Annotated in this window: 10 protein-coding genes and 1 pseudogene; 5 read left to right on the top strand and 6 right to left on the bottom strand. The window is 71.6% G+C overall.

The genetic code is table 11. The features are described 5' to 3' along the window. Positions 1 to 34: 34 nt before the first annotated feature. Positions 35 to 445, top strand: a complete 411-nt coding sequence (locus ACZ8ZB_RS33015; RefSeq protein ID WP_470741235.1) for a peptidoglycan-binding domain-containing protein — start codon at positions 35 to 37, stop codon at positions 443 to 445. Positions 446 to 817: 372 nt separating this feature from the next. Here the strand turns inward: ACZ8ZB_RS33015 and ACZ8ZB_RS33010 are convergent. Both ACZ8ZB_RS33010 and ACZ8ZB_RS33005 read right to left on the bottom strand, forming a co-directional pair. Beyond that, positions 818 to 1,137, bottom strand: a pseudogene (locus ACZ8ZB_RS33010) (pyridine nucleotide-disulfide oxidoreductase); the annotation flags it as partial. A 328-nt stretch (positions 1,138 to 1,465) separates the two neighbouring features. Further along, a complete protein-coding gene (locus tag ACZ8ZB_RS33005; protein WP_470741234.1) occupies positions 1,466 to 2,359 on the bottom strand; it encodes an NADP-dependent oxidoreductase in 894 nt (297 codons plus the stop codon). Positions 2,360 to 2,429: 70 nt separating this feature from the next. On the opposite strand from ACZ8ZB_RS33005, the gene ACZ8ZB_RS33000 reads away from it, so the two are divergent. Together ACZ8ZB_RS33000 and ACZ8ZB_RS32995 are read left to right on the top strand one after the other, a co-directional pair. Then, positions 2,430 to 3,008 (top strand): TetR/AcrR family transcriptional regulator, encoded by a 579-nt coding sequence (locus ACZ8ZB_RS33000; protein WP_470741233.1) that lies wholly within the window; start codon positions 2,430 to 2,432, stop codon positions 3,006 to 3,008. A 396-nt stretch (positions 3,009 to 3,404) separates the two neighbouring features. After that, positions 3,405 to 3,761 carry an ATP-binding protein gene (locus ACZ8ZB_RS32995; RefSeq protein ID WP_470741232.1) on the top strand — a complete coding sequence of 119 codons (357 nt, stop codon included), beginning with the start codon at positions 3,405 to 3,407 and terminating at the stop codon, positions 3,759 to 3,761. Positions 3,762 to 3,801: 40 nt separating this feature from the next. On the opposite strand, the gene ACZ8ZB_RS32990 is transcribed toward ACZ8ZB_RS32995, so the two are convergent. From ACZ8ZB_RS32990 to ACZ8ZB_RS32975, 4 genes are all read right to left on the bottom strand, one after another. Further along, on the bottom strand, positions 3,802 to 4,761 hold the full coding sequence (locus ACZ8ZB_RS32990) for an anti-sigma factor RsbA family regulatory protein (protein WP_470741231.1): 960 nt from the start codon (positions 4,759 to 4,761) through the stop codon (positions 3,802 to 3,804). Continuing rightward, positions 4,758 to 5,651, bottom strand: coding sequence for an MEDS domain-containing protein (locus ACZ8ZB_RS32985; protein ID WP_470741230.1), 894 nt, complete (start codon positions 5,649 to 5,651; stop codon positions 4,758 to 4,760). Before ACZ8ZB_RS32985 ends, ACZ8ZB_RS32990 begins: the two co-directional genes overlap by 4 nt. 159 nt (positions 5,652 to 5,810) lie before the next feature. Beyond that, positions 5,811 to 6,170, bottom strand: a complete 360-nt coding sequence (locus ACZ8ZB_RS32980; RefSeq protein ID WP_470741229.1) for an STAS domain-containing protein — start codon at positions 6,168 to 6,170, stop codon at positions 5,811 to 5,813. Beyond that, positions 6,167 to 7,483, bottom strand: a complete 1,317-nt coding sequence (locus tag ACZ8ZB_RS32975) for a PP2C family protein-serine/threonine phosphatase (protein WP_470741228.1) — start codon at positions 7,481 to 7,483, stop codon at positions 6,167 to 6,169. The genes ACZ8ZB_RS32980 and ACZ8ZB_RS32975 overlap by 4 nt, the downstream gene beginning before the upstream one ends. Before the next feature lie 259 nt (positions 7,484 to 7,742). Between ACZ8ZB_RS32975 and ACZ8ZB_RS32970 the strand changes: the two genes are divergently transcribed. Both ACZ8ZB_RS32970 and ACZ8ZB_RS32965 read left to right on the top strand, forming a co-directional pair. Further along, complete coding sequence (locus ACZ8ZB_RS32970; RefSeq protein WP_470741227.1) at positions 7,743 to 11,906, top strand: SpoIIE family protein phosphatase; 4,164 nt, start codon at positions 7,743 to 7,745, stop codon at positions 11,904 to 11,906. Next, positions 11,903 to 12,199, top strand: a complete 297-nt coding sequence (locus ACZ8ZB_RS32965; protein ID WP_381221492.1) for an STAS domain-containing protein — start codon at positions 11,903 to 11,905, stop codon at positions 12,197 to 12,199. The genes ACZ8ZB_RS32970 and ACZ8ZB_RS32965 overlap by 4 nt, the downstream gene beginning before the upstream one ends. Positions 12,200 to 12,232 lie beyond the last annotated feature (33 nt).

Raw genomic sequence — 12,232 nt, 5'->3', positions numbered from 1 at the left:
CCGGTCACACATCGGCAGAAAAGGAACAGAGGACATGGGCATGAAAAGAACCGCTTCGGGTGCCGCCGCCGCTCTGGTGCTGCTGGCCCTGGCCTCGGGGCCCGTCGCCGCGGTACCCCAGCCGGCCGGCGAAAGCACGTCGGCCGCGGCGAGCTGCAGCGTCCGTTGGCGGGTGAGCGCCAACTACGAAGGACTCACCGCGGGTTACAGCTGGGCGTGGAACGTGGTGATCGCCCGGGGAGCCACCGGGGACCGGGTCCGAGAGATCCAGTGCCTCCTGAACGCCGACCCCCAGTACACCGGGACCCCTCTCGTGGTGGACGGCGCGTACGGCTCCACGACCGCCTGGGCCGTGGAGAACTACCAGTGGTCCACCGGTCTGTCCGAGGACGGGGTCGTCGGGCCGGCGACCTGGCGCGAGTTGCGGCACGGCGGCGAGATCTGACCGGTGGCCCGCCCTCCTGGCGCGTTCCCGCGGGAACGCGCCAGGAGGGCGGGCCGGAAAAGCGTCGGTCGGTGGGAGGCATCGCGGATGTCGGCAGGTCGTTCCCAGTGGACGCGGAGCCGTCGGAAGCCGTGCAGCCAGGAGATCGCGCGTTCGACGAGCCGGCAAGGCGCCGATCGCGCTCTCCCCCGGGCAGGACGTTGTCGCAGGCGTCGCCGGCCGGTCCGATCGAGGCGGCGATGCCCGCAGCGTACGGATGCCCGGCACGCCGGAAACTCGCGTGCTGCGCCCCGGCGCCCGTGCGAAGCGTCAACTCGCCTTGTCGGAGGAAGCACTGGCCGGACCGCTGTGCCGCGGGGAAGCACAGCGGTCCGGCGGAGTGGTCTTTCGCTCCGGCTCGGTGAGGGGTCGGCCTTGCGGGCGTGGCCTTCTGGGGCCGATGGGCGTGTCGGGCGAGAACAGGCGGATCACGGGTCGCTCCAGGCCCATGACGTCAGCAGCGCTGCCATGGCGCGTGGATCGCGTGCGCCGGTTTCCCCGGCTTTGTCGACGAAGCGCGCAGGGAGACGTCCGACGCCGCCGGGGCGGGTGTCACCGGCTCCCGGATCCAGGGCGTCCTGGCCGACGGCCAGGCCCCGGGCGGCGGCCACCGGCCGTGCGGCAGTACGCCGGAGACGGCGTGCGAGGCACGGACCCGGTCGTTGACGGAGCCGTCCGGTGGTGTACCCCCTGGGGCGAGGTGCGGACCGTGGACGTGGGCAGGGCCGTCCCGGCGGCGAGTTCCACTGCGTCCAGCAGGTCCGAGCGGCTGCCCTTCTCCTGAACGGCCTCGCCAAGACGCCGCGAGGTCCCGGGGAGAGGAGGGGGTGATGCCACCGTCGCACTCCCGGGTCGGGGCGGCCGCCTGCGCCGCCGGCGGGACCGTACGCGACGAACACGCCGTGCGGCAAAGGCCGTCGAGTGAGAGCAATCGATGACTGTCCGGATCGAGCCACGGGACGGCGACCGCGTGGCCGGCTTTCAGACGGTCAGGACCCGGCGTCCGCGTGTGTGGCCGGCCTGGCTGTCGATGTGCGCGGCCGCGGCCTCGGCGAGGGGGTACGACTTCTCGACCGGGATGCGGAGCTTCCCCCGCGAGATGAGGCGGGTGGTCTCGGCGAGCGCTTCCGGCATGCTGCCGGCCACGCCGGAGAACCGGACACCGAGCTCCGCCGCACCGGGATCGGCGATGGAGACCACCTTCTGCGGATCCCCCGTCAGCTCGACGAGCTCGCGGAGCACGCCCGAGCCGGCCAGATCGAGAGCCGCGTCGACACGTCCGAGCCGGCGCACCCGCTCGGCCCACCCCTCGCCGTACGTCGTGGCGGCGGCGCCCAGGCCGCGCAGGTAGTCCTGGTTCGCGGCCCCGGCCGTGCCGATCACCGTGATGCCGCGGTCGCGGGCGATCTGCAGCACCGCCGATCCGACTCCGCCGGACGCGCCGCTGACCAGCAGCGTCCGTCCGGGCCGCGCTCCGACCTGACGGATGACGCGCAGCGCGGTCTCCATCACGGAGGGGTACCCGGCGGCTTCCTCGAACGTCAGCCCCGGGGGCATGCGGGTCCAGGCCGACAGCACGGCGAACTCGGCATAGGTGCTCGAGCCTTCACCGAACACATGGTCACCGATCTCGACCCCTTCGACCCCCTCACCGACCTCGTCCACCACCCCGGAGGCGTCCTGCCCGACTCCGGCGGGCAGCTCGATCGGGCGGATCTCCTGGAACTGGCCCTCACGGATCCTCCAGTCGACGGGGTTCACACCCGCCGCCCGCACGGCGACGCGCACCTGGCCGGGGCCCGCGTGGGGCTCCTCGGCGTCCATGAGGCGCAGGACGTCCGGACCGCCGAACTCGGCGAAGCTCACTTTCTTCATGCGGCCGACCGTAGCACTAACCGTTAGCTTTTAAAAACGGATTCAGTTTTGTACCTGGTAGCATCAGGGCATGACCGTGCCGACCGGACGCCGTGAGCGCAAGAAGGCCGCGACCCGCCAGAGGATCGCCGACACCGCCCTGCGGCTCTTCCTTGAACGCGGGTACGACGCGGTGGGAATCCGCGACGTGGCCGCCGAGGCCGACGTGGCCGTCACCACGGTCTTCTCCCACTTCGCCTCGAAGGAGGCCCTGGTCTTCGAACGGGACCAGGACTTCGAGCAACGCCTCACCCGGGCGGTCACCGACCGGGCGCCGCACGAGCCGCTCATCCCCGCGCTGCGCCGCGAGATCCAGGCCCTGGTGCGGCACTGCACGGCGGACGGCGCCGCTCCGGTCTGGCGCATGATCCACGCGTCACCCGCTCTGCGGGAGTACGAGGAGGCGATGAGGCTGCGCCACGCGGAGTCGCTGGCGACAGCCATCGCCGACGATCTCGGGCTGCCGTCGGCCACCACGGCCTGCCGGGCGATCGCGAGGTTCGCGACCGACGCCTATTCGCTGGCCCGGGACGCGGCCGATCCGGAGGGCGCGGTGGACGAGGTCTTCCGGATGATCGAGGGGGCCTGGGAGGTCGCCCGCCCCTCGTGACGCACACGGGGAACCCTTCCTCCGGGCAGGGCGGGAGCCGGCCGGAACCACCCGGGCTCAGGGGCGTGACCGGAGAGCACGGGGCACAGGCCGGAGGGAGGCCCGCGCATCGCGCAGGACGCGCTCCCCTCCTCGGCAAGGACTTTCACGAGCCGGAGACCACGTTCTCGGGAAGCGCCCCGTCAGAGGCTGAGGCAGGGAAAAGCCGTCAGGCGACGGAACTATCGTAGGAACGACGGATGTTCCTACACGCGGGAGACGTCAGCGTGCCGTGCGACATGCGGGAGTGACGTGACGGTCGGCATGGGCGATACCGGACTGAACGGCTCGTCGATCAGGCGCGTACCGGCCGACGCGCGCCCGCGAGAGGTCTCGATGACATTCGGCCGGGACACCTTGCGCATCGCTGACGCACGCGACTTCGCGGCCGGGTACCTCGCCACCTCGTGGAAGGACCCGAGGCATGCGCTGTCGCAGGACGCGGTGGGGGCCGTCCTCCTGGTGGTGAGCGAGCTGATGACCAACGCGGTCAAGTACGGGTCCGACCCCGTCGAACTGGTGCTGGCACGTGCGGCCGGCACGGTGACCGTCACCGTGCGGGACGGTGACACCACCCTGCCGGTGCCCAGGCCCGCCGACCCCCGCCGGGTGGGGCAGCACGGTCTGGAGATCGTCGCCGCGTTGAGCCAGGACGTCGACATCCGGCGTGAGCCGTCCGGCAAGCGCGTCACCGCGCGTATCGCACTGGGCTAGCTCTGTGGCGGCCGGTCCGTCCGGCACGCGGTCCCATCCCTCACACGAGGCTGACGTGAAGGCGTACGGTCGTGCCGTGCTCGTCGGTGTGCACCTCGAGCAGGTCGCACAACTGGCGTACCACCCACATGCCGTGGCCCTGCTGTTGCTGCGGGTCGGGCGGAAGGTAGCCCAGGTACCAGTCGGAGTCGTTCCTGCCCGTGCTGGTGACGTCGCACACGACACGCCGGCCCGCGCGACGGACCACGAGGTGTCCGGCGCCTCCACCGTGCTGGACGGCGTTGGTGGCCACCTCGTTGACCGCGAACACCAGACGCCGGGTCCCGTCCTCGGACAGTCCCATGCGGGCGGCGGTCCCTGCGACCTCGGCGCGCACGACCGACAGATCGGTTCCGAAGCGCACGACGGCGTCCTCCTGCGTGGTCAGGTGCGCGAGCGGCTGTCGCCAGCCGTCACCGGTCGGGTCCTCGTACCGTTCGCTGGGTAGGGCGGACGTCGCCACCGCCGTCTCGGGGTGTGTGCGGCGGGCGTCGTCCACGACGGCCCCGGGCAGCACCCGGGTGTCGTACGGACACACGATCCAGGCCGGGCAGTCGGCGAAGGCGACGTTGACGGCGGACTCGTAGCGGGTCCATTCAGCTGTCTCCAGCGCGTCCCTGCCGGTCCAGACCGGCTCGCCGATGACCCGCACCCGCGGGCGGCCTCCGGCAGCGGTACGCCGGTCGACGTACCGGTGGTAGGCGCCCAATGTGCGGCCGGGGGTGCGGTACCACTCGGGGGCGTCGACGAACTCGACCCGCTCGGACGCTCTGCCGCCCAGGGCTCGGCGCAACAGGCCCGTGTTGGCCGGCGTGGTCACCGCCAGCACGGCGTCTCCCCGGTCGAGCCCTTCCAGGCAGAACGGCACCGTGGTGGCGAGGAACTCGTGGTCGTTCCGGTAGATCAGCGCTTGGTGGACGAGGCGACCGTTCCCGGAGGGCGGTGGGAGCGTCTCCGTCACGCGGTGGCCTCCCGCGCGGTGACGACCAGGGCCGCGGTTCCGTCGAAGCCGACCATGCTGATCACCTGGCAGAGAAGGGGCGCGAGCTCCATCACGTGCAGCCGCCGGCCCGGTTCCAGCCGCCCCGCGAACCGGGCCAGCTCCCGCACCCCGGCGAGGTCGATGAACTCCAGGTCGGTCATGTCCACCCGGATGTCGCCCGGCCAGGCCAGCGCCGTCCGCAGAGCCGCGGCGAGCGCCTGTGTGGTGCGGTGGTCCACGCTGCCGACCACGCGCAGCGTGCGGCGGCCTTCGCGGAAGGACGGGATCAACCGGAGGGCGCCGTCGTCGTGGAGCGGCTGTGCTTCGACCGCTCCGGGATGGCACCGGCCGAAGGCGTCCAGCTGTTCGGCGGTGAAGAGCCGGGCGTCGTACTGGCAGACGGCGGACGCCTTCTGTCCGGCGAACACCGTGTTGACCTCGGTCTCGTACGCGCCGAGCCGGTCGGCGCCGGGGACGGGGCGCAGGGCCCAGCTCATCTCACCGCTCACCCGGAACCCGGTGTAGCCGGCCGCCAGAGAGTCCCTGACCTCGCGCCGCAGAGCGGTCACCATGCCGTCGGCGTCGAACGAACCGGCTGCCAGATAGCTTTCGTCGGCCGTCGTCACCACGAGTTGGCCCCTCTTCAGCGCGGGCTCCGGATCGGTCCCGGACGTGCTCAGCCAGCCGAGGACGTCCCCCGGGGTGCTCCGGTCGGCGAAGTACATGACCCGCTCACCGCGCTCGAGCCCGGTGGACAGATAGGCGGTGACGACCCGGCGCCGCTCGTCGTCATCGGTGAACGCCAGGCACAGGTGATCACCGTGGTCCATCTCCCGGACCGGTCGTTCCGTACGCTCGTGTGTGAGCACTTCGGTCCTCAGCCCCTCCCCCACCGCTCCGGCCGGCCGAGGCGCCCCCCGCACCCTCTGGCAGCCGGGCGTACGTATACCGGTCAGTATACCCTCCGTCGGGGGACCTGACGATACGTCCGCTGCCGACCGGGGAAGGAGCCGGAGCGGGTGGCCCGGTCACTTCCGCATGGACGCGACGGCCGCCTCGGTGCTGGGGTGGAACGTGAAGACCTGGTCGAGTCCCACGACGGTGAAGACCCGCATCTGGTCCGGATTGACACCGGCCAGGCTGAGCGGAGCGCCGGTGGCCTGTGACCTCTGGTAGGCGCTGATGAGCACGGTGATGCCCGTGGAGTCGCAGTAGGTCAGGCCGGTCAGGTCGATGACCACGCCGCTGTCGTCGAAGGGGGCGTCGTCGACCGCCCGGGACAGAAGGTGGGCGGTGTGGTGGTCCAACTCGCCCCTGACCTCCAGGACGAGAGGTCCCGAGGGGGTCTGGTGCGGGGTGACTGCCAGGAGGTACTCGTTCTCGATCACCGGTTCTCCTGAGGGCTGGGCGTGGAAGGTGCGGGTACGGACAGGGCCAGGCAGGCGGTGTCGTCGCTGACGCCGTCGCCCATCTTCCGCAACAGCGTCTCGACCGAGTGCAGCAGTTCGTGTGCCGTGCGAGGGGCCGTGACGGTCAGATGACGGGTGAGACCGTCCTCACCGAGCATCGTGCCGTCGGCGGTACGCGCTTCCGTGAGGCCGTCCGTGTACAGCAGAAGGCTCTCACCGGGCCACAGCCGTGTGGTGGTCTGCACGAACTGCGGGTCGGGCAGCATGCCGACGAGTTGGCCGCCCGCCGTGGAGATCGGCTCCACGGAACCGTCCGCGCGCACGGCCAGGGCGGAGGGGTGCCCGCCGCCGGCCAGCGTGATGACGTGGGAACCGTCGGGCAGGGGCTGCAGGACGCCGAAGGCCGCTGTGCAGTAACGGGGGTCACTGCCCTGGTACTCGCCCTTGAGGACGGTGTCCAGGTTGGTCAACGCGGCGCACGGGTCCGGGTCGTAGATGGCGGCGGCGCGCAGGGTGTAGCGGGTCAACGAGGTCAGCGCGGCGGCACCCGCGCCCTTGCCGCACACATCGCCCAGGAAGAACGCCCACCGCCCGTCGTCCAGTGGGAACAGATCGTAGAAGTCTCCGCCCACCTCGTCCGCGGAGGCCGGGTGATAGGCGGCAGCGGCGTGCAGACCGGGCACGTCGGGCAGGGCGGGTGGCAGCAGGGTGCGCTGCAGGGCTCGCGCGAGGCGTTCGGCCTCGGCGCGCCGGTCGCGTTCGGCCGCGATCGTACGCATGGCCGACAGGCGCAGTTCGAGCTCGTCCATGACCAGGGCGGCCAGGTCCTGCAGGGCTTCGAGCTGGTCGTCGGTGGGTTCGCGGGGGCGGGTGTCCAGGACGTTGACGGTGCCCAGACGCTGTCCGTCGGCCGTGGTGATCGGTGCGGCGGCATAGAAACGGACCCCCGGCTCTCCCTGGACCAGGGGATCGGCGAGCGCACGCGCATCGGTGCCGGCGTCCTTCACCACGTAGGGCTCGCCGTGGAGGATGGCGGAGGCGCACAGGCCCGGTTCGCGGTCGATCTCGGTGAGACCGTCGAGACCGTGGGCGGCTTTGAACCACACCCGGTCGGTGTCGACGATCGCCACGGTGGCCATGGGCGCGTCGAAGAGGCGTGCCGCCAGGGACGCGATCCGGTCGAAGGCGCCGTCGGGCGGTGTGTCCAGTATCCGGTAGCGACGGACGGCGGCCAGCCGTGCCTCCTCCGCGACCGGCACCGCCGGGGCGGTCCGCGCAGGGCTCGCCGTCATCGTCTCCCCATGTCTCGTCGTGCTCGGTCTCGCTCTTCGCCTGCCGGTCGGTGATGTGCCCGGCGACTGGCCTATCCTACGAAGTCGTCGTACGCGACGGGCGGCCCCCTGCGAGCCGCGACAGCGGTGGGGCGGGCCGGGTGTCCTCCCCCGGTGTCGTCCCAGGACGGTGCGGGCGCTCGGCAGGGTGGGACGGAGTCGCCCGGCCGAGGCGTCGAGACGACCGCCCGCCCGGGCGGTGCGAGGGAAAGGGTGTCCAGTGGGGCGTTCGGAAGACGCTGCGCACGAGATCGTGGCAGCGCCGGGGGCAGACGTGTTCACTGCCGACGAGGAGGTCGGCCCGGACCTTGCCCGGGTGGACTGGTCGACGACCCCGCTGGGTTCGCCGGAGCAGTGGCCGCAGAGCCTGCGGACCGCGGTGAGCATCCTGCTGTCGTCCCGGTTCTCGATGTGGATGGCGTGGGGCCCGGAACTCACGTTCTTCTGCAACGCCGCCTACCGACGCGACACTCTGGGCGCCAAGTACCCGTGGGCGCTGGGGCGGCCTGCCCATGAGGTGTGGGCGGAGATCTGGGAGGACATCGGTCCGCGGATCGACACCGTGATGACCACGGGCGAGGCGACCTGGGACGAGGGGCTGCTGCTGTTCCTGGAACGGTCCGGCTACCCGGAGGAGAGCTACCACACCTTCAGCTACAGTCCGCTGCGCGACGACTTCGGCACGGTGGTCGGCATGTTGTGCGTGGTCAGCGAGGAGACCGAGCGCGTCATCGGCGAGCGCCGGATGGCGACCCTGCGCGACCTCGGCTCCGATCCCAGTGTGGTCCGCACCGAGCAGGAGTGGCTGGCCTTCGCCCACCAGCAGCTGGCCCGGAACAAGCGCGACCTCCCCTTCACGCTGACGTACCTCCTGGAGACCGACGGCACCGCCCGCCTGGCTGACACCACCGGACCGGCCGCGGGCCACCCGGCCGCCCTCGACACCCTGCCGCCCGACGGATCCGGCACGTGGCCCGTGGCGTCGCTGAAGCACGGTGAGGCCGTGCTGGTGCCGCTCGACGATGTCCCGTCCGGCGGTCTCCTCCCGGCCGGTGACTGGCAGCAGCCCCCCTCGCAGGCACTGGTGCTGCCGCTGCTGCAACAGGGCGGCCTCCCCTACGGATTCCTGGTGGCCGGCCTGAACCGGTACCGGGTCCTGGACGACGCCTACCGCGGTTTCCTCGAGCTCACCGCCGGTCACCTCGCGGCGGGGATCGCCAGCGCCCGCAACTACGAGGCGCAGCAGCGGCGGGCCGAGGAGCTCGCGGAGCTGGACCGGGCCAAGACCGCCTTCTTCTCGAACATCAGCCACGAGTTCCGCACCCCCCTGAATTTGATCATGGGGCCGGTGGAGGAGCTGCGTTCCCGGCTGGCGGACGCCGACGCCCAGGTGCGGGAGGAACTGGAGGTCGTCCACCGCAACGGACTGCGGCTGGGCAAGCTGGTCAACTCCCTGCTGGACTTCTCCCGCATCGAGGCCGGCCGGATGCGGGCCCGTTACGAGCCGGTCGACCTGTCCCAGGTCACCGCCGACCTGGCCAGCGTGTTCCGGTCCGCCGTCGACAAGGCCGGCCTGGACTTCCGCATCGACTGCGACCGGCTTCCCGAGCCGGTGTACGTCGACCGCGAGATGTGGGAGAAGGTGGTCCTGAACCTGCTGAGCAACGCGCTGAAGTTCACCTTCGAGGGCTCGATCGACGTCACCGTACGGGCCCGGGACACGCACGCCGTCGTCACCGTCGCCGACACCGGCATCGGAGTGCCCCGGGAAGAGATGCCGCGGCTGTTCGAGCGGTTCCACCGCATAGAGAACGCCCGCTCCCGCTCCCACGAGGGCAGTGGCATCGGACTGGCCCTGGTCAAGGAACTGATCGGCCTGAACGGCGGCACCATCGCCGCCGACAGCACCGAGGGCGAGGGCACCCGCTTCACCGTCCGTCTGCCGTTCGGCACGTCCCACCTGCCCCCCGATGCCCTCGCACCGGCCGAGGGCGGCCGTGGGGTGACGGCCGCGGACCCCTACGTGCAGGAGGCGCTGCGCTGGCTGCCGGGCGAGGGCGCCGCGGACGCGCGCACGACGGCGACGGCGGCGGACCTCTCGGGCCGCGTCACCGCTCCCGCCGTCCCGGCGCGTGTGCTCGTCGTCGACGACAACGCCGACATGCGTGAATACCTCACGCGGCTCCTGGACGGCGCGGGGTACCAGGTGGACACCGCCGAGGACGGCCTGGCGGCGTTGCAGGCGGTCCGTGCCGACGCTCCCGACCTGGTGATCAGCGACGTGATGATGCCGGGCCTGGACGGGCTCGGCCTCGTGGCGGCGCTGCGCACCGATCCGCGGACCGTGTCGGTGCCGGTGGTGCTGCTGTCCGCACGGGCCGGGCAGGAGGCGTCCATCGAGGGCCTGCAGGCCGGCGCCGACGACTACCTCGTCAAGCCGTTCGCCGCGGCCGAGCTGCTCGCCCGGGTGAGGGCCAACGTCGAACTGGCCCGGCTGCGCAACCATCAGGCACGCTGGCGCAAGGCGCTGGTGGACTCCCTGCAGGAGGCGTTCTTCGTCTGCGACGAGGAGGGCGCCGTCGTCGAGATCAACGCGGCCTTCACCGACATCCTCGGCTACGGCCCCGAGGGTCTCCCCTACCGGCCGATCCACCCCTGGTGGCCGGACGCCGAGACCGATCCCGACGCGCATCGCGAGGTCGACGACGCCTTCTCGCAGGTGCTGAACGATCCCAAGGGCTCCTACACCATTCCCGTGACACACCAGGACGGGCACCGGCTGTGGGTCACGGCCACCTTCAACCAGGCGCAGGACCCGGACACCGGGCGCCGGGTGACCGTCGGGACCTTCCGTGACGTCACCGCCGAGCACTACGCCGTCCAGCGCAAGAGCGCCCAGGCCTCCCTGAGCATGCGGCTGACCCAGGCGACCAGCTTGACGGAGGCCCTCGACGGCTCCCTGAAGGAGCTGAAGGAGCTGTGGCGTGCCGAGCGTGTGCTGGCCGCCGTGGCGACCGCCGACCAGGAGGTGTCGGTGACGGCGACCGAGGCCGGTCTGCGCTGGCAGGACCTGCCCGCCGAGCGCCGGGAGCAGTTGTCCGCATGGCTGGACCAGCCCCTGCTGACGCCCGTCGACGACGCCACCGGAGCCGGCATCACGGTCGGCCACCCGGAAGGAACCATGGTGGTGTGGATCGATCTCGGTGACCACCGGCCCTTCACCGGCGAGGACCAGCTGCTGCTGTCCCTCCTGGCCGGACAGCTCGCCCAAGGTCTGTCCCGCGCCCACCAGATCGACCAGCAGCGCGAGACGGCTCTCGCCCTGCAACGTTCCATCCTCGGTCCGGCCGACCTCCCCGACGGCTTCGCCGTCCGCTACGAACCCGCCACCCGTCCCCTGGAGGTCGGCGGCGACTGGTACGACACCGTCCGGCTCCAGGACGGGCGCATCGGCATCGTCGTCGGCGACTGCGTCGGACGCGGTCTCGAAGCCGCCACCGTCATGGGTCAGCTGCGCAGTGCCTGCCGTGCCCTGCTGCTCCAGGACTCCAGCCCCGCGCAGACCCTGATGGCCCTGGACCGCTTCGCCGCCGGGGTCCCCGGCGCCATGTGCACCACCGTGTTCTGCGGGGTCCTCGACCCGGACACCGGCAGCCTCACCTACTCCAGTGCCGGACACCCGCCGGGCATCCTCACCCACCCCGACGGCACCACCGTCCTCCTCGACGAGGGACGCTCCGTGCCGCTGGCCGTGCGTCCCGGCCGGAACCGCCCCGAAGGCACCTGCACCGTACCCGCTCGTGCCACCCTCCTGCTGTACACCGACGGACTCGTGGAGCGCCGGCGCCGTCCTCTGACGGCCGGCATCGACCAGGCCGGCGAAGCCGTGCAGGCCGGCCGCGACGTCGCGGTCGACGACCTCGCCACCCAGGTCATGACGCAGCTGGCGCCCGCCGGCGGTTACGACGACGACGTGGCGCTCCTGCTGTACCGGCACCCGGCGCCGCTGGAGGTGTCCTTTCCCGCCGAGTCCGCGCAGCTGGCGCCGGTCCGCAAGGCCCTGCGCAGCTGGCTCGCCCAGTGCGAGCTCCCCCCGCACACCGTCCAGAACGTGCTGGTGGCAGCAGGGGAGGCCTGCGCCAACGCCATCGAGCACGGTCACCGGGACGCCCCCGGCGACACGGTCCGGCTCCGTGCCGAGGCACTGGTCGACGACCTGCGCCTCACCGTCGCCGACACCGGCCGCTGGAAGACGCCCCAGCCCGAGGCCAACACCCACCGTGGCCGTGGCGTGGCGCTGATGCGGGCGCTGATGCACCAGGTCACCATCACCTCCGGCGCCGCCGGTACCACCGTCGACATGCACACGAGGATCGCCACATGACCACGCTCCTGACCTTGACTCCCAGTCGACGGCCCGACGGCGTCACCCAGTTGACGGCCGTGGGTGAGATAGACATGAGCAACACCGACACGCTCGCCACCGCGATCGAGACCACGGAGGGTCCGCTCGTCATCGATCTGACCGGGATCGAGTACCTCGACAGCGCCGGTCTGAGCATCCTCTTCCGCCACATCGATCGCATCGAGCTGATCGCCACCCCGCTCCTGGCACCCGTACTGGAAGTCTCCGGACTCGCCGGCCTGACCACCGTGCACGGTCTGGACACCGCTTGACGACGCTCCTCGGCCCCGGACCGGGCAGGCCGA

It is taken from the genome of Streptomyces sp. 12E, assembly GCF_055633275.1.
Note: the sequence above shows the minus strand (reverse complement) of the source record. Positions and strands in the feature narration are given on the sequence as shown.